General features: G+C 69.3%; 15 protein-coding genes. 4 read left to right on the forward strand and 11 right to left on the reverse strand.

Going from position 1 to position 21,459, the window contains the following annotated elements:
• Positions 1-2: 2 nt before the first annotated feature.
• Positions 3-794, reverse strand: a complete 792-nt coding sequence (locus tag ACSJJU_RS04160) for a tryptophan 2,3-dioxygenase family protein (protein ID WP_435913931.1) — start codon at positions 792-794, stop codon at positions 3-5.
• A 143-nt stretch (positions 795-937) separates the two neighbouring features.
• Between ACSJJU_RS04160 and ACSJJU_RS04165 the strand changes: the two genes are divergently transcribed.
• The gene (locus ACSJJU_RS04165) at positions 938-1,399 is read left to right on the forward strand and encodes an Lrp/AsnC family transcriptional regulator (protein WP_435913932.1); all 462 of its coding nucleotides are present in this window, start codon (positions 938-940) and stop codon (positions 1,397-1,399) included.
• Positions 1,400-1,591: 192 nt separating this feature from the next.
• Here the strand turns inward: ACSJJU_RS04165 and ACSJJU_RS04170 are convergent, their stop codons facing one another.
• From ACSJJU_RS04170 to putA, 4 genes are all read right to left on the reverse strand, one after another.
• The gene (locus ACSJJU_RS04170) at positions 1,592-2,419 is read right to left on the reverse strand and encodes a 3'(2'),5'-bisphosphate nucleotidase CysQ family protein (protein WP_435913933.1); all 828 of its coding nucleotides are present in this window, start codon (positions 2,417-2,419) and stop codon (positions 1,592-1,594) included.
• A gap of 222 nt (positions 2,420-2,641) precedes the next feature.
• Entirely contained in the window at positions 2,642-4,522 is a 1,881-nt protein-coding gene (gene cysN / locus ACSJJU_RS04175) for a sulfate adenylyltransferase subunit CysN (protein WP_435913934.1), read from the reverse strand.
• On the reverse strand, positions 4,522-5,517 hold the full coding sequence (gene cysD / locus ACSJJU_RS04180) for a sulfate adenylyltransferase subunit CysD (RefSeq protein ID WP_435913935.1): 996 nt from the start codon (positions 5,515-5,517) through the stop codon (positions 4,522-4,524). The genes cysN and cysD overlap by 1 nt, the downstream gene beginning before the upstream one ends.
• 224 nt (positions 5,518-5,741) lie before the next feature.
• Complete coding sequence (putA, locus tag ACSJJU_RS04185; protein ID WP_435913936.1) at positions 5,742-8,888, reverse strand: bifunctional proline dehydrogenase/L-glutamate gamma-semialdehyde dehydrogenase PutA; 3,147 nt, start codon at positions 8,886-8,888, stop codon at positions 5,742-5,744.
• A 117-nt stretch (positions 8,889-9,005) separates the two neighbouring features.
• Between putA and ACSJJU_RS04190 the strand changes: the two genes are divergently transcribed.
• Positions 9,006-9,458 (forward strand): Lrp/AsnC ligand binding domain-containing protein, encoded by a 453-nt coding sequence (locus ACSJJU_RS04190; protein WP_435913937.1) that lies wholly within the window; start codon positions 9,006-9,008, stop codon positions 9,456-9,458.
• A 101-nt stretch (positions 9,459-9,559) separates the two neighbouring features.
• Here ACSJJU_RS04190 and ACSJJU_RS04195 read toward each other — a convergent pair whose 3' ends face one another.
• The 5 genes from ACSJJU_RS04195 to ACSJJU_RS04215 all read right to left on the reverse strand — a co-directional run bounded on the left by ACSJJU_RS04195 (position 9,560) and on the right by ACSJJU_RS04215 (position 17,928).
• The gene (locus ACSJJU_RS04195; protein WP_435913938.1) at positions 9,560-11,536 is read right to left on the reverse strand and encodes a putative bifunctional diguanylate cyclase/phosphodiesterase; all 1,977 of its coding nucleotides are present in this window, start codon (positions 11,534-11,536) and stop codon (positions 9,560-9,562) included.
• A gap of 284 nt (positions 11,537-11,820) precedes the next feature.
• Positions 11,821-13,035 carry a Na+/H+ antiporter NhaA gene (nhaA, locus tag ACSJJU_RS04200; protein ID WP_435913939.1) on the reverse strand — a complete coding sequence of 405 codons (1,215 nt, stop codon included), beginning with the start codon at positions 13,033-13,035 and terminating at the stop codon, positions 11,821-11,823.
• A 120-nt stretch (positions 13,036-13,155) separates the two neighbouring features.
• Positions 13,156-14,274: a histidine kinase dimerization/phospho-acceptor domain-containing protein gene (locus tag ACSJJU_RS04205; protein WP_435913940.1), complete on the reverse strand. Its 1,119-nt coding sequence runs from the start codon at positions 14,272-14,274 to the stop codon at positions 13,156-13,158.
• A gap of 230 nt (positions 14,275-14,504) precedes the next feature.
• Positions 14,505-16,046, reverse strand: coding sequence for a leucyl aminopeptidase (locus ACSJJU_RS04210; RefSeq protein ID WP_435913941.1), 1,542 nt, complete (start codon positions 16,044-16,046; stop codon positions 14,505-14,507).
• A gap of 154 nt (positions 16,047-16,200) precedes the next feature.
• Entirely contained in the window at positions 16,201-17,928 is a 1,728-nt protein-coding gene (locus ACSJJU_RS04215) for a hypothetical protein (protein WP_435913942.1), read from the reverse strand.
• Between the two features lie 162 nt (positions 17,929-18,090).
• Here ACSJJU_RS04215 and ACSJJU_RS04220 point away from each other — a divergent pair, with 162 nt between their 5' ends.
• Positions 18,091-19,278, forward strand: a complete 1,188-nt coding sequence (locus tag ACSJJU_RS04220) for a class I SAM-dependent rRNA methyltransferase (protein ID WP_435913943.1) — start codon at positions 18,091-18,093, stop codon at positions 19,276-19,278.
• A 7-nt stretch (positions 19,279-19,285) separates the two neighbouring features.
• Positions 19,286-20,422 (forward strand): glycosyltransferase family 4 protein, encoded by a 1,137-nt coding sequence (locus ACSJJU_RS04225; RefSeq protein WP_435913944.1) that lies wholly within the window; start codon positions 19,286-19,288, stop codon positions 20,420-20,422.
• A 152-nt stretch (positions 20,423-20,574) separates the two neighbouring features.
• On the opposite strand, the gene ACSJJU_RS04230 is transcribed toward ACSJJU_RS04225, so the two are convergent.
• Positions 20,575-21,441: a dienelactone hydrolase family protein gene (locus ACSJJU_RS04230; protein ID WP_435913945.1), complete on the reverse strand. Its 867-nt coding sequence runs from the start codon at positions 21,439-21,441 to the stop codon at positions 20,575-20,577.
• Positions 21,442-21,459: the final 18 nt, after the last annotated feature.

Raw genomic sequence — 21,459 nt, forward strand, 5'->3', positions numbered from 1 at the left:
GATCAGGCGCCGCGATGGTTGAACGGGCAGGCGCTGCCCGCGCCGCCGCCGGCGGCGTTGGGACGGGCGATGCTGTCGCGCACGCGGCCGTAGGCGGCGCCCCAGCGGTCGGTCATCTGCGAGCGGATGGACCACAGCTCGGGGAAGAACTGGTGCCGCGCGCCCGCTTCCAGCAGCTCGACCGGGCGGCCCTTGAGCGAGGCCGCGCCCATGCCGATCGAGCGGTGGATGAGAAGGATGTGGCGGGCGCGGAACGTCTGGAAGCGCTCGTCGAACTCCACCAGGCCTTCCGCCACGGCGTAGGCTTCGTCGTGGGCGTACTGGCTGTCGTAGATGCTCTCGACCGTGCGGCCCTCCGCCTCCAGGTAGTGGGTCTTGAAGGTGCGCCACAGGTGCGGGGCCATCCGCAGCAGCACGCGAAAGCCCGGGCTTTCCTGCCCGCTGCCGTTGCCCAGCTGGAGGCGGATGGTCTGGTAATCCTTGGGCGACATGGTCTCGAGCAGGCTCAGCTGCTCGGTCATCAGCGTGAGGATGCGGTTGACCCGCTCGAACAGGGTGAGCACGCGGAAGCTCTGCCGGGCGGCCATCTGCTCGTCGATTTCGAGGAGGGTGTAGGCCGCCAGCTTCATCCACAACTCTTCCACCTGGTGGACGATCTGGAACTGAAGCTCGTCGCGGTTGGAGAGCTGGTCGAACGGCTTCTGGCAGCTGAGCAGCCGGGCGCAGCTGAGATACGCCTCGTAATCCAGCGACTCGTCGCTCTGCATCTGCGCGTAGAACTGCTCGCGGTTCATCGGCCTCACGCTCCCCATTGTCCAAGCGGTGTCATGAGCCTCCATGGTAGCCGGAGCAGTCGGAAACATTGTCCCCTGCGCATTGCATCCTTCGCCAAAATTCAGGACAATGTTCTTCTCTAATCGCCCTTGGGAGAACAGACGTGCCCCTCGACCGCATCGACCGCGCCCTGCTGACCGAACTGGAGCGGGACGCCCGCCAGTCCTTCGCCCAGCTTGGGGAGACGGTGGGCCTGTCCAAGACGCCAGCCTGGAAGCGGGTGCAGGCGCTGGAGGCGGCGGGCGTGATCGAGGGCTACCGGGCGCTGGTGAACCCGCAGGCGGTGGGGCTGGAGATCCACGCCTTCGTGCAGGTGGAGGTGGCGTTCGAGCGGCACGACGCCTTCGAGGCCGCCGTGAGACGCCACCCGGCCGTGCTCGCCTGCTACGCCACCGCGGGCGACGCCGACTACGTGCTGGAGGTGCGCGCCCGCACCATGTCCGACCTCGACCAGCTGCTGCGGCAGGAGCTGTGCATGCTCCCCGGCGTCAAACGCTTCTCCACCACCATCGGCATGAAAACCATCAAGGCCCACGGAAGCGTGATGGGGGTGACGGCGGGGTGACTGGTGTTTTTCGTGGGGGTCTGTGACCCCCACACCCCCTTCGTTTTTTGGGCCGTGGTTCCGGTGCGCACCTGAGACGCGGCCGTTTCAGATCGCACCTCGCCCCGCCACGCGCACAGCCTCGCAAGGAAGGGGGTGCAGGGGGTCCGCGACCCCCTGCAATTCAAAAAATCAAAAATCCGGCCCCCGCCCCTACCGCTGCCAGGGCATCAGGCCCCGGGCGAGGGCGGCTTCGGCGTCGCCCACGGCGATGAAGGGGATGTTCTCGAAGCCGGGCTTGGCGTAGCGCAGGGGCGCGCCTGTGGAGGCGTCGAACACCTGCCCGCCCGCGCCGACGAGGAGGCCGTGGCCGGCGGCGGTGTCCCATTCGGAGCAGGCGAACCAGCGGGGGTAGAGGTCCGCCGCGCCTTCGGCGAGCAGGGCGAACTTGATGCTGCTGCCGCGCCCGGTGACCTTCGCCTCGGGCAGGGTTTCGAGATAGCGCCGGGTCTCGGCGTCGCGGTTGCGGTAGCTGGCCAGCACGATCAGCGGGCGCTGGCCGAGGGGCCGGGTGGTGATGGCCCGGCGCGTGCCGTCCGCGTCCAGCCGGAAGGCGCCGACGCCCGCCGCGCCAGCCCACAGCGTACCCTCCGGCGGGGACATGATGACCCCCAGCACCGCCTCGAAATCGACGATGAGGCCGACGTTGACGGTGTAGTCCCGCCCGCCGCGCACGAAATCGCGGGTGCCGTCGACGGGGTCGATGAGCCAGAAGGTGCCGCTGCCCGTGCCGCCCGCCACGTCCCGGGGCGCGACGCCCGCCGCGTAGGCTTCCTCGCCGACGATGGGGATGTGGGGCGTCAGCTTCCGGAGCGCGGCGGTGAGGATGTCCTCGGCGGCTTCGTCGGCGGCGGTGACGGGGGACTTGTCCGCCTTCTCGCGGGCGCTGATGCCGCCCTTGCGCACCGCCTCGATGGCGTCAGCCGCCGCGCGGACGGGGGCGATGAGCGCTTCCAGAAGGTCAAGGCGAAAACCGGGCATGTTCAGGCCCCCTGCTCCCGTCTTGCCGCTTCCTGCCGTCATGATGCACCGGATTTTAGAGCGTTTTGTTCCTGTTCTGGAAGAGACCCGCACGCGCAGGCGTGCCATCGAGGAGAGGCGAGGGTCCATGACCCCCGTGCTCCCGTTCGTTTGACAGGGCCGCGTCCCTCATCCGCCGCAGTGCCACGGGATGCGTGGCGCTCCGGCAGATGAGAGAACGCGCTAGAGGATGCCGCGCTTCTCCAGTTCCTCGACGATCCGCCCGGCGGCGGCGTCCGGCCCGCCATTGGACGGGCGCACCACCACCTCGGCCGCGTCCGGCGCCTCGTAGGGGCTGTCGATGCCGGTGAAGTTCTTGATCTGCCCGGCCTTCGCCTTGGCGTAGAGGCCCTTGGGGTCGCGCTTCATGCACTCCTCAAGGGGCGTATCCACGTAGATTTCGAGGAATTCGCCCTCGCCCAGGCGCTCGCGCACCATCTGGCGCTCCGCCTTGAACGGCGAGATGAAGCTGCACAGCACCACCAGCCCCGCGTCAACGAACAGCCGCGCCACCTCGCCGACGCGGCGGATGTTCTCCACCCGGTCGGCGTCGGTGAAGCCGAGGTCGCCATTGAGGCCGTGGCGCACGTTGTCGCCGTCCAGCAGGTAGGTGTGGATGCCGCGCTGGTTCAGCCGCTGCTCGACGATGTTGGCGATGGTGGACTTGCCCGCGCCCGAGAGCCCGGTGAACCACAGCACGGCGGCGCGATGGCCCTTGATGCGCGCGCGGGCCTCCCGGTCCACCAGCAGGTCCTGGCGGTGGATGTTGGTGGCGCGGCGCAGGCCGAAGCTGATGAGCCCCGCCCCCACCGTCGCGTTGGTGAAGCGGTCGATGAGGATGAACGCGCCGGTCTCCCGGTTCTCCGCGTAGGGGTCGATGGCGACGGGCGCGGCGGTCGCCACGTTGCAGAAGCCGATGCCGTTCAGCTCCAGCGTCTTGCCCGCCAGGTGCTGGAGGGTGTTGACGCAGACCTTGTGCTTCAGCTCGGTGATGCGGGCGGGAACGTAGCGGGTGCCGATGCGCAGCAGATACTGCCGCTCGGGCAGCAGCGCCTCCTCGCCCATCCACAGGATGTGGGCGGCGAACTGGTCCGTCACCTCGGGACGCGCGGTGGCCAGCGCCAGCACGTCGCCGCGGGCGATGTCGATCTCGTCCGCCAGCACGAGGGTGACGGCATCGCCGGCCGCCGCCTCGTCCATATCGCCGTCGGCGGTGACGATGCGCGCGATGGTCGACTCCTTGGCGGAGGCGGCGACGACGACGCGGTCGCCCACCCGCACCCGGCCGGAGGCGACGGTGCCGGAGAAGCCGCGGAAATCGAGATTCGGGCGGTTGACCCACTGCACGTAGAAGCGGAACGGCCGGGCGGCGAGGCTGGAGTCCACATCCACCGTCTCCAGCCACTCGATCAGGCTCGGCCCCTCATACCAGGGCATGTTGGCGGAGCGCACCGTCACGTTGTCGCCATAGCGGGCGGAGAGCGGAATCGGCGTGATGCTCTCGAAGCCGAGCTGGTCGGCGAACGCCCGGTAGTCGGCGACGATCCGCTCGAACGTCTCCTGCGAGAAGCCGACGAGGTCGATCTTGTTGATGGCGACGACCACGTGCCGGATGCCCAGCAGCGAGCAGATGAAGCTGTGGCGGCGGGTCTGGGTCAGCACGCCCTTGCGGGCATCCACCAGGATGATGGCGGCGTCCGAGTTGGAGGCGCCGGTCGCCATGTTGCGGGTGTACTGCTCGTGGCCGGGCGTGTCCGCCACGATGAAGGAGCGGCGCTGGGTGCTGAAGAAGCGGTAGGCCACATCGATGGTGATGCCCTGCTCGCGCTCGGCCTCGAGGCCGTCCACCAGCAGGGCGAAGTCGATGTGCTCGCCCGCGGTGCCGTGCTTTTTCGAATCGCGTTCGAGGGCGGCAAGCTGGTCCTCGAGGATCAGCTTGGAATCATACAGCAGGCGGCCGATGAGGGTGGACTTGCCGTCGTCCACCGAGCCGCAGGTGAGGAACCGCAGCAGGCTTTTCGGCGCGGCGTCGCCGGAGGGCAGGGTGTGCAACTCGGGGCGCATCAGAAATATCCCTCGCGCTTCTTCTTTTCCATGGAGGCGGCCTCGTCGCTGTCGATGAGGCGGCCCTGACGCTCGGAGGTGCGCGAGGCGCGCATCTCGGCGATGATGTCGTCGATGGTGGCGGCGTCGGATTCGATGGCCGCGCTCAACGGGTAGCAGCCGAGCGAGCGGAAGCGCACCATGCGGATTTCTTCCGTCTCGCCGGGCAGCAGCGGCAGCCGCTCGTCGTCGCGCATGATGAGCATGCCGTTGCGCCGGACCACCGGGCGGGGCGCGGCGAAATAGAGCGGCACCACGGGGATGTTCTCGGCGCGGGTGTATTCCCAGATGTCCAGCTCGGTCCAGTTGGAGAGCGGGAAGACGCGGATGGTCTCGCCCTGCCGGATTTTCGTGTTGTAGAGCTGCCAGAGCTCGGGGCGCTGGTTGCGCGGATCCCAGACGTGTCCCGCCGAGCGGAACGAGAACACCCGCTCCTTGGCGCGGGATTTTTCCTCGTCGCGCCGCGCGCCGCCGAAGGCCGCGTCGAAGCCGTATTTGTCGAGCGCCTGCTTGAGCGCCTCGGTCTTCATCACCTGGGTGTGCAGCGACGAGCCCGAGGTGACGGGGTTGATGCCCCGGCGCACGCCCTCCTCGTTGCGGTACACCAGCAGCTCCATGCCGTACCGGGTGCCCACCGTGTCGCGGTGGCGGATCATGTCGGCGAATTTCCAGCCGGTGTCCACGTGCAGCAGGGGGAACGGCGGGCGCGAGGGATAAAAGGCCTTGCGGGCCAGATGCAGCATCACGCCCGAATCCTTGCCGATGGAATAGAGCATCACCGGGTTTTCGAACTCGGCGGCCACTTCGCGCATGATGGCGATGGATTCCGCCTCCAGACGCCGCAGATGTTCGGAGAGGCCGGCACGGGCGCCGGCGGACGAGCGCGCGCGGTTCAGCGCGGCATCATGTGCATCGGCGATGGCAACGGAAGACGCGGCGGCAAAAGTCTCGGACATGGCTTCCTGAACTCGAAATGGCGCTCAAATTCAGCGCAAGGGCACGCACGGTAATGCCCCATCGGTTCAGGCCGAGACAAAGCAGTTTTTCTTGAATTAACGATAGCGGGACATGGGATGGGAGCCGGAATTGCAGGGGGAGCCCGGCTCCCATCGCCATCAGGGGCGCAGGGTCAGGAGGGGATTGACCCTTGCGCCCCAAGCCGGGGCGGCATGGCCTGGCGTCAGACCGCCAGGTCGTCCGCCAGAGCCAGCAGCGACGTGTTGCCGCCGGCCGAGGTGGTGTCGATGGAGACGGTGCGCTCCGCCGCGAACCGCAGCAGGTAGTGCGGACCGCCCGCCTTCGGACCGGTGCCCGACAGGCCCTCGCCGCCGAACGGCTGCACGCCGACCACCGCGCCGATCATGGAGCGGTTGACGTAGAGGTTGCCCACGTGCGCCGTCTGGGCCACCGCCTGGGCGGCCTCGCCAAGGCGGCTGTGCAGGCCCATGGTGAGGCCGTAGCCGGAGGCATTGATGCGCTCGACGAGCTGGGTCAGCTCGCCCGCCTTCCAGGTGGTGACATGCAGGACCGGGCCGAAGATTTCCTCCTTGAGGTCCTCCGGCTGGTCGAGCCGCACGATGGCCGGGCCGACGAAGGTGCCGTTCGACAGGTGCGCCGGCACGTCGAGGCGGTAGAGAACGCGGTCCGCGTAGCGCGCGAGGTGCGCCTCGATGCGGGCGCGCGCCGCCTCGTCGATCACCGGGCCGACGTCGGTGGACAGGTCGCCCGGATCACCCAGACGCAGCTCCTTCATGGCGCCCTGGAGCATCTCGAGGATGCGCGGGGCCACGTCTTCCTGCACGCAGAGCAGGCGCGCCGCCGAGCAGCGCTGGCCCGCGCTCTGGAAGGCGGAGATGATGAGGTCGCGCACCACCTGCTCCGGCAGGGCGGTCGAGTCGACGATCATGGCGTTGAGGCCGCCGGTCTCGGCGATGAGCGGCACGATCGGGCGGGTATCGTCCTCAAGCAGGGTGCGGGCGATGCGCTTGGCGGTGCCGGTGGAGCCGGTGAAGGCCACGCCCATCACGCGCGGATCGGCGGTCATGGCCGCGCCCACCTCCGGGCCGCCCGGCAGCAGGTGGAACACGTCCGCCGGGATGCCCGCTTCCAGAATGAGGCGGGAGGCGTAGGCGCCGATGAGCGGCGTCTGCGGCGCGGGCTTGGCGACAACCGCGTTGCCCGCCACCAGCGCCGCCGTGATCTGGCCGAGGAAAATGGCCAGCGGGAAGTTCCACGGCGCGATGCAGGCAAAGACGCCGCGGCCGGTGAGGCGCAGCACGTTGCTCTCGCCGGTGGGTCCGGGCAGCGGCATGTCCTGGAACAGCTTGCGGGCCTGGACGGCGTAGTAGCGGCAGAAGTCCACCGCCTCGCGCACTTCGGCGAGGGCGTCGGGGATGGTCTTGCCCGCCTCGCGCACCGCCAGCGCCATCAGGATGGAGCGGTCGCGCTCCAGCAGGTCGCCGAGCTTCTCGAGGCACTGGGCGCGCACTTCCACGTCGGTAGCGCTCCAGCGCTTGGCCGCCGTGGCCGCCAGGCCAATGGCGCGGGCCACGTCCGCCGGGGTCGCCTCGACCACGGTGCCCACGGTGCGGGTGCGGTCCGCCGGGTCGGTGACGGGCCGGGCCTCGCCCGTGACGAGCTGGCCGCCGATCAGCGGGGCGGCGGTGTGGGTCTGTGCCCAGACCTTCTGCATTTCTTCAAGCAACGCGGCGTTGGTAGCCTCGTCAGACATGTCGATTCCTTCCGAATTGCGGCGCTCGTCGCCATAGATGTCGAGGGGCAGCGGGATCGCCGGGTGCGGCGTCCGGTTGAGCCGTTCGATCGCGGCGGCGGGATCCTTCAGCAGTTCATCCGCGTCCACCGTGGGATCGGCCAGCTGGTGCACGAAGCTGGAGTTCGCCCCGTTCTCCAGCAGGCGGCGGACCAGATAGGCGAGCAGGTCGCTGTGACCGCCCACCGGCGCGTAGACGCGGCAGTGGTAGCCCTCGTTCTCCACCAGCGGGTCGTGCATGCCGTTGCCCATGCCGTGCAGGCGCTGCAGCTCGAAGTCGCGCCGCGCGCCCGCCCAGGTGAGGATGGTCGCCACGGTGTGGGCGTTGTGGCTGGCGAAGGCCGGGTAGAGGTTCTTCTTCTCCAGCATGGCCTTGGCGCAGGCGAGATAGCTCACGTCCGTCGCCACCTTGCGGGTGTAGACCGGATAGCCCTTCAGGCCCTGCTCCTGGGCGCGCTTGATCTCGGCGTCCCAGTAGGCGCCCTTCACCAGACGCACGGTGAGCTTGCGCCCGGTCTCGGCGGCGAGCGTGTCGGCCCAGTCGATGACGGCGCGGGCGCGCTTCTGGTAGGCCTGCACCGCCATGCCGAGGCCGTCCCAGCCCTTCAGCTCGGGGGCGCGGGCGATGGCCTCGATGATGTCGAGCGACATCTCCAGGCGGTCCGCTTCCTCGGCGTCGATGGTGAGGCCGATGCCGGCCTGCCGCGCCTCGACGCAGAGGCGGATCATCATGTCGGTCAGCTCGGGCACGCAGCGGTCGGCGTGGGCCACCTCATAGCGCGGATGCAGGGCCGACAGCTTCACTGAGACGGTGTTGCGCTCCCAGAAGTCCGGCTCGCGGGCGGCGTCCGCGCCCACCGCGCGGATGGCATCCGTGTAGGACTTGAAGTAGCGCTGGGCGTCCGCGGCGGTGCGGGCGGCCTCGCCCAGCATGTCGAACGAGTAGCGGAACAGCTTGTAGCCCGGCTTGGCGGCGCGGGCGAGCGCTTCCTCGATGGTGCGCCCCATCACGAACTGCTCGCCCATCACGCGCATGGCGGCAGCAACGCCGGTGCGGATGAAGGGCTCGCCCATGCGGGCGATCAGCTTCTTGAGAACGCTGGCGGTCTCGTCGTTCTTCACCAGCGCCTTGGTCAGCACCAGGCCCAGCGTCGCGCTGTTGACCAGCATGGAGCTGGCCTTGCCCTTGTGGGCCTCCCAGTCGGCCGACGTCAGCTTGTCCCGGATGAGGGCATCGGCCGTCGTGACGTCAGGCACGCGCAGGTAGGCCTCGGCGAGCGTCAGCAGCGCCAGGCCCTCGGCCGTGTTGAGCCGGTACTCGTGCAGGAAGCTGTCGATCATCCCGCCGCGGCCGCGGCCGCGCACGTGACCAATCAGCTGACGGCCCTTTTCCAGCACGGCTGCCCGCTCGCTCGCACTGGGCGAGGCCTGTGACACGAGACCGGCAAGAACGTCGGGCTCGGGCGCGCGATAGAGATCCGGCATGCGGGACCGTATCGCGGCTAGGGATGCAGTTGTGTTTTTCATTGTGTCCGCATTCTCGATACGAAATATCATCGGTTATCATCGAAAAACTGACAAATGTGCTTTTAATTTTTCGGGGTTCAGCCGATCAATCATCGACAGAATGACCCGTTTCTGACAGAAAATTCGGCGAGGGAATGGGAGGAGCGCATGGACGAGATCGACAGAAGGCTTTTGCGTGATTTGCAGGCCAACGGCCGCATCACGAATCAGGAGCTGGCGCAGCGCAACAGCCTGTCGCCGGCGGCCTGCCACGAGCGGGTGCGCCGTCTGAAAGAGCAAGGCTACATCAAGGGTTACGCGGCGATTCTGGACCCGCACAAGCTGGACCGGTCCCTGCTGATCTTCGTCGAGATCCATCTCGACCGCACGACGGCGGACGTGTTCGACGACTTCGCCGCCGCCATCCGCCGCATGCCCGACGTGCTGGAGTGCCACATGGTGGCGGGCGGTTTCGATTATCTGGTCAAGGCGCGGGTGGCGGACATGGAGGCCTACCGCCGCTTCCTCGGCGACACGCTGGTGCGCCTGCCCGGCGTGCGCGAGACCCGCACCTATGCGGTGCTGGAGGAAGTGAAAAGCTCCCTCGCGATTCCGCTCTAGAGAAGTCGGTTCTTTTGATTCGGTTCCTGTCATGCGGGAGGGCCCCGGCCCCTCCTGCATGAAGCCAAGTCGGCCCCGGCGCGCAAACGCCCGGGGGACTCTCAGTGGGTGGAGGCCTGAGGGGCCTCGATGTCCGGGCCGAGTCGCCGGCCGAGCAGCTGGCGCGCGGCGCCGGCAGGCACGGGCGGGGAGAAGTAGTAGCCCTGGGCGGTCGCGCAGCCCAGCTTGAGCAGCGTGCGGGCCTCGGCGGCGGTCTCGATGCCCTCGGCGATGACGGGGAGGCCGAGGCTGCGCCCGAGGCCGATGATCGACTTGACGATGGTGGCGCTCTGTCCGCGCTCCTGCATGGTGCGGGTGAAGGAGCTGTCGATCTTGATCTTGTCCACCGGCAGGTGCGCCAGGTGCCCGAGGCACGAGTAGCCGGTGCCGAAGTCGTCGAGGGAGACGCACACGCCCCGGCTCTTGAGGCGGTGCAGGATGTACTTTGCCGTGCGGATGTCCGACGCCAGCGCGTTCTCGGTCACCTCCACCTCGAAGCGGTGCGGCGGGAAGCCGGTTTCGGCGAGGAGGTTCAGGAGCTTGTCCGCCAGCTGGGGATCGACCAGCTGCTTCTGCGAGATGTTGACCGCGATGGTGGGATCGCCCGACCAGTTGCGCGCCGTCTGGAGGGCGGAGCGGACGATGGCGAAGGTGAGATCGCCGATCAGGCCGCTGTCCTCGGCAAAGGAGATGAAGGTGACCGGCGGAATGACGCCGCGCGTCGGATGATGCCAGCGGGCCAACACCTCGAAGCCGCGAATGTTGCCCGTGGCCAGATCGACCACCGGCTGGAAGTAGGGCACGATCTGGTCGTTGGCGATGGCCTGCTTCAGCTCGTTCTGGAGGAGCGAGCGCTCGCGCAGGTCCGCGTCCATCACCGGCTGGAAGAAGCGCACATCGCCCCGGCTCTCCGCCTTGGCCCGGGCCAGCGCCACGTCCGCCTTGCGGAGCAGCTCATCCACCAGCGCCGAATCCTCCGGCCACAGCGAGATGCCCGCCGTCGCCCCCACGGTGACGGTCAGCCCGTCGAAGCAGAACGGCTGCTGGAGCGCCTCGATGATTCGCCGCGCCACCCGCAGGGGCGCCTCGTGGGTGTTGCGGCAGGTGATGGCGATGACGAACTCGTCGTCGCCCAGCCGCGCGGCGATCTCGTCCTTGCGCACGGACGCGGCGATTCGCCGGCCGGCCTCCCGCAGCACCCGGTCGCCGAGATCGTGGCCGAACTGGTCGTTGAGGGCACGGAAGCCGTCGATGTCCAGGGCGATGACGGCAATACAGTGGTCCGAGCGCTCCGCCCGGACCATCATCTGCTGCAATTCCTCGATCAGGCGCTGGCGGTTGGGCAGGCCCGTGAGCGGGTCGAAGCTGACCAGATGCTCCAGCCTGGCCTCCGTCAGGGCGAAGGCCGCCTCCGATTCCACCATATCCCGGTTGAGTCGCCGCCAGATCATGGCAAACGACAGGATGCCCCCGATGGCAAGGCAGGAGAACATGATCCACGAGCGCCGCTGCGCCTCGGCGACGCGCTGGTCCATGTAGCGGCGCGCACTGTCGCGCAGGGCCGTCAGCGCCTGCGACAGCGACAGGCTGATGTTGCGGTAGGCATCGGACGCCACCAGGTCCAGCGCGGCCTGACGGTCGCCGGCGCGCACCAGCGCCAGCACCTTCTGGTCCGCCAGCCGGCGCGCCTCGCAGATGGCGGCAAGCCGCCCCTGATCCACATCCCGGATCTCCGGGGGCAGCCGGTAGAAGGCGTCCCGCACCATCGGGACCACCTTTTCCTGAATCTCGTCGTGCAGGGCGATCCACTGCTGCGCGCCGGTGGCGGCGGCAAGGTGGGTGGTGGTGACCAGCCGCGTATCGAGCTTCCCCACCTCCGCCGCCAGGTCGATGGCCGCGCGGGTGTCGATGAGCAGGACCGGGTAGCGGTAGTGAAACAGCGCCCGCTCGGTCAGCAGAAAACCAATGACAAACATCAGTCCGCAAAAGGCGAACAGCACCATGCGGCGCGCGGTCCGCGTGGCTTTTCGAACGCTCAAGCTACTGATGCTATTCAGGCGATCCCCCCCCATATGCCCTGGCGAACTCCCTGCTTGCGCCAGAGACCACATCCGAACTCAACGGGCAGGGACTCTCTCTGGGCAAATCAAACGCATTAAATATCAGTATAATTTAAGGAAAACGTTAACGAAATAGAGAAATGACATGCAGGGTGCACCAGATTTCGCCAGTGTGGTGCAAATGTGTACAATTCCTGATCCAGACTATTCATTCGGACAGGGGGCCCCCGCTCGGTTGGACAGGGGCCGCTGCCGTCCTCTGGTCACTCCGCGGCCGCGCGCGCGTCCGTTTTCCGCGCCTGCGGGGCGAGCGCCAGCACCACAAGGCCGACGAGCGAGGAGATGAGCGAGCCGGTCAGAATGCCCAGCCGCACCTCGTTCTGGTAAAAGTCCGTCGAGAACGCCAGCCCCCCGATAAACAGGCTCATGGTGAAGCCGACGCCGCACAGGATCGCCATGCCGTAGAGGCTCATCCACCCCGCGCCGTAGGGCATGCGCACCCACTTCATCTTGATCAGCAGCCAGCAGCTGCCGAAGATGCCGACCTGCTTGCCGAGGAACAGACCGGCGGCGATGCCGAGGGGAATGGGGTCGAGCAGCATGGCGAGCGACAGGCCCTGGAGGTCAACGCCCGCGTTGGCGAAGGCGAAGACAGGCAGGATGCCGAACGCCACCCACGGATGCAGGAGATGCTCCAGCCGCTTGAGCGGCGAGCCCGCCGTCTCGGTGCGGGTGCGCAGCGGGATGGTGAGCGCGGTCAGCACGCCCGCGATGGTGGCGTGCAGGCCGGACTTGAACACGAAGAACCACAGGAAGGCGCCGACCAGCAGGTAGGGCCACAGCCGCAGCTGGCCCGAGCGGTTGAGCACCAGCAGGATGGCGAGCGACACCGCCGCGCCGGCCAGGTACATCAGGCTCAGCTCTGCCGTATAGAACAGGGCGATGATGACGATCGCCCCCATGTCGTCCACCACCGCGATGGCGGTGAGCAGCACCTTGAGCGACAAGGGCGCGCGCCGGCCCACCAGCGAGAACAGGCAGATGGCGAAGGCGATGTCGGTGGCGGAGGGAATGGCCCAGCCGCGCAGGGTCTCCGGCGTGTGCAGGTTGAACCCGATGTAGACCAGCGCCGGCGCGGCCATGCCGGCGATGGCGGCCACCACCGGCAGGGTGATCTGATCGCGGCTGGAGAGCTGGCCTTCCAGGATCTCCCGCTTGATCTCGAGCCCCACCAGCAGGAAGAACACAGCCATCAGCGCGTCGTTGATCCACAGCTCCAGCGGCTTGGTGAGGCTGTAGGGGCTGAGGCCCACCGTGACGGGGAAGTGCCGGAAGCCCTCGTACATCGGGGCGAAATCCGAATTCCGCATGAGAATGGCGATGGCTGCCGCCACCAGCAGCAGCAACCCGCCAGCGAACTCGAGACGGAAGAAATTCACCAGCATCTGCGCCGGACTTCTGTGCGCCGGGTGCGCCATTCAACATCTCCACGGAACAAACCGAACGTCCTGAAAGCGGCGGGCAGCATAGAAACCGCTTTCCCGGGCGACAACAGAAACCGGTTACCGGCGGGACGGAAAAGGACGAGACGCGGTGCCTCAGGGCGCGGGCGGCGGCTGGTCGGGCCCGGCGGCAAGCGGGCCGGGCGCGACCAGCGGCAGCTCGATTTCGAGCACGGGGCGGGCCCCGCCGGGCGCGCCGACGAAGCGGGCCTGCCCCCCGGACTGGCGGACGAAACTGGCCACGAGGCTGAGGCCGAACCCGCCGCCAGCAACCGAGGAGGTGCCCGCGCTGTAGGGCTGCTCCAGCAGCCGCCGGGCGTCCTCCAGCGGCAGCGGCACGCCGGACCGGGTCATGGCGAGCACCACCGTATCGGGCGGCGCGCCTTCGGCGCGGGAGAGGCGCAGGAAGCGGGTGCCCAGCTCCACCCGTCCCCCGTCGGGCAGCACGCCCCGGTAATAGGTGAGCACGGTCCGCAGCGCCGCCTGCATCCGCTCCGCGTCGAGCATGACCGGGCAATCGCCGTCCGCCAGATCGTAGTGCAGCTCCACCGCGGGCCCGAGGATGGTCTTGAACGCAACGGCGCTGTCCCGCAGCAGGTTGTGGAGGTCCACCACCTCCTCCACCAGGTCGAGCCGACCGGCGAAGGCGCGCAGCTGCTCGGTGAGATCGGCGCCGCGCTCGGCCGCGCCGTGCATGCGCTCGATGCGGCGGCGCAAGGGCGGCGGCAGGGTCTCATCCATCAGCAGCACCTCGCTGGCGGTGAGAATGACGGTCAGCACATTGCTGAAATCGTGGGCGAGCCCCGCCGCCAGCCGGGTGGCGGCCGCCTCGCTGCCGGGCTGCAACGGCTCGAGCGCGGCCTCCTCCGCCTCGACAGAGGCTGCGAACGCCGCCTCGACCGCAGGCGGCGCCTCCGGCACCGGCAGGGCGGGGCGGTAGCGCAGCACCCCGGCCAGCACGAAGCCGCCGGCGATGAGGCCCACCGTCTCGATGGCGATGCGGTCGGGCGAGAGCGCGCCCCGGTGCAGGGCGGTGAGCGCCGCGCCGATGAGAAAGCCCGCGCCGAGGACCGCAACGCCGGCCAGCATCAGCCGCATCCCTCGGGGCGAGGCGCGCCAGACCGGGCGGCGGATCGCCAGCGCGATGAGCACGGCCAGCCAGACGGCGCAGGCAAGGCCGCGCAGGAAGACGGGGCTCAGCGTGAACAGGGTCATGCCCGGGCGCTTTCCTGACGGAACAATCAATCGCTTCCTTCCCCTCAACGCTTGTCCCGGCCAGTTGCCGCACGCGGGCGGCCCGGATGCGGCACAAAATGGCGGGAAAGGCGCAGGGCGCGGCCGCGCGGCCACAGACTCGCTTGCCCCGGACCATGAAAAAAACCCCGGCTCGGGCGGGCCGAACCGGGGTTTTTCGCGTCTTGCCGGCGAGGGCCGGCGAGCGCCCGTCAGCGGGCCTCGTAGTGGTCCCGCACCAGCTGGTCGAGCAGGCGCACGCCGAAGGCAGTGGCGCCGGCCGGCTTGGTGGGCTGGGCGATGTCCAGCCAGGCGACGCTGGCGATGTCCAGATGCACCCAGGGCGTCTCCTCGGCGACGAAGGTGCCGATCACCTGCGCGCCAATGCCCGCGCCCGGATAGGCGCGGCCGTCCGCGCCGCCCTTGAGGTCGGCGATGGTGGAGGCGATGCCCTTGGCGTAGTCCGGGTGCAGCGGCAGACGCCACACGTCCTCGCCCGCCTTCTTGCCCGCGCTCGAGACTTGCTCGGCCAGCGCGTCGTGACGGGTGAACAGACCCGCATAGTCGTCGCCCAGCGCGCTCCGCACCGCGCCGGTCAGCGTGGCCAGATCCACCAGCAGGCGCGGCCGGAAGCGGGCCTGCGCGTAGGTGACGGCATCCGCCAGCACCAGGCGGCCCTCCGCGTCCGTGCTGATGACCTCGATGGTCTTGCCGGACATGGTCTTGAGCACGTCGCCCGGGCGAATGGCGTTGCCGTCCGGCATGTTCTCCGCCAGCGCGGCGATGGCGACGGCGTTCACCTTCGCCTCGCGCTTGGCCAGCGCCAGCACGGCGCCGGTGGCGGAGGCCGCGCCGGTCATGTCGTACTTCATCTGGCCCATGCCCGCGCCCGGCTTCAGCGAAATGCCGCCGGAATCAAAGGTGATGCCCTTGCCCGCGAACACCACCGGCGCGTCGTCCGCGCCCGCGCCCTGATAGCGCACCACCAGAAGGCGCGGCGGGCGCTTGCTGCCCTGGCCGACGCCCAGCAGCGCCCCCATGCCCAGCTTCTCCATCGCCGGCACGTCCAGCGCCTCGATGGTGACGCCCTTCACGCCCTTGAACGCGGCGCGGGTGCGCTCCACGAACTCCTCGGGCCACAGGGCGTTGGCCGGTTCGTTGACCAGCGTGCGGGCGAAAGCCACGCCCTCTGCCACCGGCTGCCACGACTGGCGATAGCGCTGCGCGGCCGCATCCGGCGCGGCGGTGTGCACCACCAGCGTGCGGGCCGCCGCGGGTTCCTTCGTGCGGTACTTGTCGAAGCTGTAGCTGCCCAGCAGCGCGCCGTTGGCCACATGGGACGGTGCATCGGCCTCCGCGCTCTCGGGCACCACCACGTGCACCCGCTCGCCGGTCGCCCGGGTCGCGGCCCGCGCGCCGTAGTCCTCCAGCGCCACGCGGGTCAGCGCGTCGCGGCCAACGCCCACCAGCAGCAGCGCCCGATAGCCGGCGACGCCATAAAGCGGCAGAACCTCGCCCGCCTTGCCCTTGAAACCGGCCGCCTGCATGGCCTGCTCAACCGCCCCTTGCGCCTCGGCGTTGATGGCGGCGACGGGGCCGGTGAGGCCGCCCTCGGCCACCGGCAGGGCAACCGTCTCATCGCGCGGCAGATCGGGACCGGCGAACTCCACAGCAAGCGGCGCGGCCGAAACCGGCGCGGCGCTCAAGGCAAAGGCAGCCGCAACCGACAGGGCCGCCATGCGGAACATGGACATTTGAGGCATCTCCCCCCTGGCCGGGATGAACACACACCACAACACCGCACCGTCGCCCGGCCCGCCTACGGAGCGCAAGATTGTTGCCGAAACAGACCGGACATGAGGGAAACTGTCAAGCTGGGGAGATTAGCGACAGGGTGTTTTGCGACGTTCACGAAATCCCCAGCCGGGCGGCGAGGTGCTCCAGCGTCGCGATGCGGCGGTAGTGGGTGAGATCGGCCAGCCGGTCCATGCGGAAGTAGCGGCGCATCACCGGGAAGGTGAGGTCGATCACCCGCCCGAGGTATTCGGGGGCCATGAAGCCGGTGGGGGTGAGCGCGGGCCGGCCCCTGACCGCCTGCTTCATGCGCCAGCCGTAGCGGCGCAGCCACGGCGGGCGGTAGAGGCTGACCGCCTCCGACAGGCGGTGGGACAGGCTGGCGGGCTCCAGGAAGCTGTGGCCGTAGGCGGACATGTAGCCTGCCAGGCGCGGATGGATGGTGGCGAGAAGCTGGCTCTGGAACGCGCCGTGGTTGCGGGCCGAGACCGGCAGGCGGATGCTCTCCCGCACCATCCGGTATTCGAAGAAGGGCATGAAGTAGGCCCCGAAGCGGCCGACCATGCTGATCTCCCGCCCGAAGAAGGCCGGGCAGCGGAACAGGGGGTAGGCGCTTTCCACCTCGGCGCGGGTAAGGGTGCCGGAGGCGTTGCCCAGCGCCCGGCGCAGCTTGGCGTCCATGGCGTCGAAGTAGGCGGCCTCGTCGAATGCGTCCGTGCAGTCGCGGGGATCGAAGCCGGAATAGAAGGCGTAGAGGATGTCCCGGCTCCGGAAGGGCCGGTCGCGCAGGTAGAAGTAGTTGCGGAAGATCTCCCCCGCCGCGCCGGAGACGGCGAGCGCACCGCCCCTCGCCCGGTTGTGGCGGGCGGCCGAGTTGCCGCCGTTGTCGAACAGGCCGCCGTCGATGGGCACGCCGTCCATCTCGTGGAAGTTGTGGGCGACGATCTCGGCGAACTGGTCCGGGTCCACCCGGGCGTAGGCGGCCTTGTCGAACACCTCGACCGCGAAGCCCTCGGCCTTGCCGATGGCGGTGGCGACCGCCACGTCCTCGTCCCCCGGCGCGCCGTAAACATAGACGTGGGGCTTCACCCCCGCGTCCAGCAGCAGCGCCAGGACCAGGCGGCTGTCGAACCCGCCCGAGAGCGGGCACTGGATGGCGTCGCCGAAGGTGCGGACCGGCCCGGCGGCGAGCGCGCGCAGCCGGTCCGCCATCTGCTTCGCGTCGGCGGCTTCGGGGTCGAAGCGGGCGTCCAGCCCCTTGCGGACGGGATGCACCGTCACGCCCTCGCCCAGCGTCCACTGCTCGAAGGCAGAGAGCTTGCGGATCTCGCCGAGCACGGTGGACTCGCCAAGCGGCGTTGCGTTGAACACGAACTCGTAGAGCCCCTGCGGGTCGAACGTCACCCGCGGCAGGGACCGGGCGGCGGCGAGGAACGAGGTGGTGACCACCTCCTGCCCTGGCGTCGCATAGACGTGAAACGCGCCGAAATAATCGTTGAGGACGAACAGCCGGCCGCCCTTGCACGCCAGCAGGGCGAAGTGGCCGGTGACGCGGTCCCACCCGTCGAACGGCAGGGCAAGGTCCGCCAGCAGGCGCAGGAGCGCCGCTGCGCTTGCCTCCCCGTCGTAGAACAGGGTGCCCGCCACGGCGATGAAGTCCTCGCCTTGCGCCGCGAAGGTCGCCGCCGGGCCGGGGTGGATGTGCCCCGCCAGCAGCCCGGCATGGGTGGCGGTCTCGAACCGGCGCACGTCCCTGAAGCCGTGGGCCGCGAGTTGCGACTCCGCCGCTGTCAGCCGCGCTTCGGCCGCGTCATTCTTCCGGCAAACGTACCAGCCGCCCATAACCCCCCTCGCCCCCCCGGCGTTTCTGCCATCCTCATATAGAGGGCGGGGGCCGTCCTGCCTACCTCGGCTGCGCGATCCGCCAGGCGTTGCCAATCCGCCGCAGGAGGCAATGTTGCAGGATGGATTGCAACTCCTGTCCGGTAGGGCTACGTCCTCCCCATGACTTCCGATGAAAACGAACCAAAAATCTTCCTCGCCCGCAACATCAAGCCTGCAAGCGTTCGCGGGCGGCCCTGGGTGTTCTCCAACCAGATCCAGTTCTCGGCGGACGTGCGCGCCATCGCGCCCGGCACGGTGGTGCGCCTTGCCGAACCGGACGGCCGCCTGCTCGGCCTCTACCACTTCAACCCGCACTCGCTGATCGCGGCGCGCCTGCTCACCCGCAACCACAGCCGCGCCATCGACGCCCGCTTCTTCCGCGAGCGGATCGAGAAGGCGCTCCTGCTGCGCGAGCGGCTGTTCGAGCGGCCGTTCTACCGGCTGGTCCACGGCGAGGGCGACTTCCTGCCCGGCCTTGTCATCGACCGCTACGGCGACGCGGTGGTCGTGCAGCCCAACACGGCGGGCATGGACGCGCACAGGGACCTTATCCTCGAAGCCGTGCAGGCGGTGCTGAAGCCCCGCACCATCGCGCTCGTCTCCAGCGGCGCGGCCCGGGTGCTGGAGGGCCTGCCGCCGCTGAACGAGGTGCCGGTGGGCACCCTCGACGGCGCGGTGCCGCTGGAGGAAAACGGCCTCACCTACTTCGCCGACCTGACCGGCGGCCAGAAGACCGGCTGGTTCTTCGACCACCGCCTCAACCGCGCCTTTGTCTCCCGCCTCGCCAAGGGGCAGGACGTGCTCGACCTCTACACCTACGCCGGGGCGTTCGCGCTGGCGGCGGCCTCGGGCGGCGCGGCCAGCGTGACGGCGGTTGACCGCTCGGAAGGCGCGCTCCAGCTCGCCGCCCGGGCCGCCGAGGCCAACGGCCTTGCGGACCGCGTGACCACCGTGGCGGCGGACGTGTTCGAGCATCTCCAGAACGACACCCGCCACTACGGCGTGGTGGTGGCCGACCCGCCCGCCTTCGCCAAGAGCCGCAAGGACATCCCCTCCGCCCTGAAGGGGTACGAGAAGCTGGCGCGGCTGGCGGTGCAGCGGGTCGCGCCCGATGGCCTGCTGTGCATCGCCTCGTGCAGCCATCACGTCTCGGCGGAGGCGTTCCAGGAGGCGACCAGCGCGGGCATCCGCACCGGCGGGCGCGCGGCGCGGCTGATCCATTCGGCCGCCGCCGGGCCGGACCATCCGGTCCACCCGCTGCTGCCGCAGACCGCGTACCTCAAGTTCCTCGTCTACGCACTGGACTGACGGCGGAATGCGGACGCGGCCCCGCTGGCTCCACATCATGCCCACCTTCAACCTGGGCGGGGCGGAAACCCGCACCGCCCGGTTGATGAACGCCTTCGGGGACCGGGTGGAGCATGTGGTGGTGCCGACCCTGCCGGGCCAGACCGCCGCGCAAAAACTGCTGGAGCCGGGGGTGCCGGTGACCTTCCCGGACGCCCCCTGCCGCTTCAAGGGGCCGCCGCTGCCGGTGCGCCTGTGGGAGATCGGCCGCTTCCTGCGGTCGGGGCCGTTCGATCTGGTGCTCACCTACAACTGGGGTGCCATCGAGGTGGCCATGGCCAACCGGCTGTTCGCCCGCCGCCCCCTCGTGCATCATGAGGACGGCTTCGGGCCGGAGGAGGCGCACACCACCCTCCCCCGCCGCGACCATTTCCGCCGCCTCGCCCTGCCGGGGGCGCACGCGGTGGTCGCCTGCTCCCGCCGCATCGAAAGCCTGGCGCTGAACCAGTGGGGGCAGCCGCGCGCCCGCGTGCGCTTCATCCCCAATGGCGTCGAGATCGCCCCCTTCGACACCCCGCCCGCGCCCGACGCCATTCCGGGCTTCGTGAAAAAACCGGGCGACCGGGTGGTCGGAACGCTGGCGGGCCTGCGCGACGTGAAGAACCTGCCGCGGCTGGTGCGCGCCTTCGCCGCCGCCGCGCGGGGCCGCGAGAACTGCTGGCTTGTCATCGGCGGGCAGGGGCCGGAGGAAGCGGCCATCCGGGCCGAGGCCGCCGCCTGCGGCATCGCCGGCCGGCTCGTCATGCCCGGCTATCTCAAGGACCCCGCCCGCTACGTCGGGCTGTTCGATGTGTACGCCATCTCGTCGGACACCGAGCAGTTCCCCATCAGCCTCGTCGAGGCCATGGCCGCGCGCCTGCCCGCCGTCTGCACGGACGTGGGCGACATCGCCCGGATCATCGCGCCAGAGAACGCGCCCTTCGTGGTGCCCGCCCCGGATGAGGCCGCCTTCGCCGCCGCCCTCGCCACCCTGCTGGACGACAGCACCTTGCGCGCCCGCATCGGCGCCGCCAACCGGGCGCGCGTCGAGGCCGAGTTCACGCAGGAGAAGATGGTCAGCGCCTACGCCCGCCTCTACGCCGAAGCGCAAGGGCGGGCGTTCTAGCGTCTTTCGGAAGCGGCCCCTGCGCGGGCCGGCGCCGCCGGGCCATGCCCACACCGGCAAGACCGGGGCCGTCGATGGTAAAACCGATGGTCTCGAACGCCTTGCCGTCCAGCGAGCCCTGCCCCTGGCCGGTATGGATGAAAGGATCGCCCCTATCGCAGATGCCTGCCGAACCAGCTGAGGGTTTCCTTCCATGCCTCGACCGCCGCCTCGCGGTGGTAGCTGGGCCGGTAGTCCGCCAGGAAGCCGTGGTCCGCCTCCGGGTAGACGATGATCTGCGAGGGCGAATGGGCCTGGGCCAGCGCCACGCGCATCGCCTCCACATCCTCCAGCGGAATGCCCCGGTCCTGCCCGCCGTAGAGGCCGAGCACCGGCGCCTTGAGCTGGCCCGCCAGATCCACCGGATGGGTGGGTTGCAGGCTGTTGGCATCGCCGAGCAGGCGGCCGTACCAGGCGACGCCCGCCTTCAGCTTCGGGTTGTGCGCCGCGTAGAGCCAGACGATGCGCCCGCCCCAGCAGAAGCCGGTGACGCCGGGCAGGTCCGCGTTGCCGCCATCCCGGCCCGCGAAGGCGAGGGTGGCGTCGAGGTCGCTCATCACCTGCGCGTCCGGCACCTTCGAGACGATGGTGCGGATGAGCGTCGGGATGTCCGTCACCTTGGTGGGGTCACCCTGCCGCACGTAGAGATCGGGCGCGATGGCGTAGTAGCCCGCCTTGGCGAAGCGGCGCACGATGTCCTGAAGCCAGGCGTGGAGGCCGAACACCTCCTGCACCACGAGGATCACCGGGCGCGGCCCGCCGCCCGCCGGCTTTGCCCGGTAGGCAGGAAGGGCGCGGTCGTGCACCGGCACCTTCACCCAGCCGGCGTCCAGCCCCTCGCTGTCGGTGGTGATGGCGGTGGCCGCAACCGGCCCGGCCGCCACGGCGAACCCGGCGGCAGCCGCCGCGCCAAGGGCCTGACGGCGGGACCATTGGGTGGTGGAAATCCAGTTTTGATCCTCGGGCAATCGGCGAGTCATGATCGGATCTTTCTGCCT

The organism is Pedomonas sp. V897 (genome assembly GCF_051304405.1).
GTDB lineage: Bacteria > Pseudomonadota > Alphaproteobacteria > Sphingomonadales > Sphingomonadaceae > Pedomonas.

Bases quoted from the DNA above. Each gene is read 5' to 3' on its own strand.
- ACSJJU_RS04160 (WP_435913931.1), bottom strand. From the start codon at position 794: ATGAACCGCGAGCAGTTCTACGCGCAGATGCAGAGCGACGAGTCGCTG.
- ACSJJU_RS04170 (WP_435913933.1), bottom strand. From the start codon at position 2,419: ATGCCCGGTTTTCGCCTTGACCTTCTGGAAGCGCTCATCGCCCCCGTC.
- cysN (WP_435913934.1), bottom strand. From the start codon at position 4,522: ATGCGCCCCGAGTTGCACACCCTGCCCTCCGGCGACGCCGCGCCGAAA.
- cysD (WP_435913935.1), bottom strand. From the start codon at position 5,517: ATGTCCGAGACTTTTGCCGCCGCGTCTTCCGTTGCCATCGCCGATGCA.
- putA (WP_435913936.1), bottom strand. From the start codon at position 8,888: ATGATATTTCGTATCGAGAATGCGGACACAATGAAAAACACAACTGCA.
- ACSJJU_RS04190 (WP_435913937.1), top strand. From the start codon at position 9,006: ATGGACGAGATCGACAGAAGGCTTTTGCGTGATTTGCAGGCCAACGGC.
- nhaA (WP_435913939.1), bottom strand. From the start codon at position 13,035: ATGGCGCACCCGGCGCACAGAAGTCCGGCGCAGATGCTGGTGAATTTC.
- ACSJJU_RS04205 (WP_435913940.1), bottom strand. From the start codon at position 14,274: ATGACCCTGTTCACGCTGAGCCCCGTCTTCCTGCGCGGCCTTGCCTGC.
- ACSJJU_RS04210 (WP_435913941.1), bottom strand. From the start codon at position 16,046: ATGTCCATGTTCCGCATGGCGGCCCTGTCGGTTGCGGCTGCCTTTGCC.
- ACSJJU_RS04215 (WP_435913942.1), bottom strand. From the start codon at position 17,928: ATGGGCGGCTGGTACGTTTGCCGGAAGAATGACGCGGCCGAAGCGCGG.
- ACSJJU_RS04220 (WP_435913943.1), top strand. From the start codon at position 18,091: ATGACTTCCGATGAAAACGAACCAAAAATCTTCCTCGCCCGCAACATC.
- ACSJJU_RS04225 (WP_435913944.1), top strand. From the start codon at position 19,286: ATGCGGACGCGGCCCCGCTGGCTCCACATCATGCCCACCTTCAACCTG.
- ACSJJU_RS04230 (WP_435913945.1), bottom strand. From the start codon at position 21,441: ATGACTCGCCGATTGCCCGAGGATCAAAACTGGATTTCCACCACCCAA.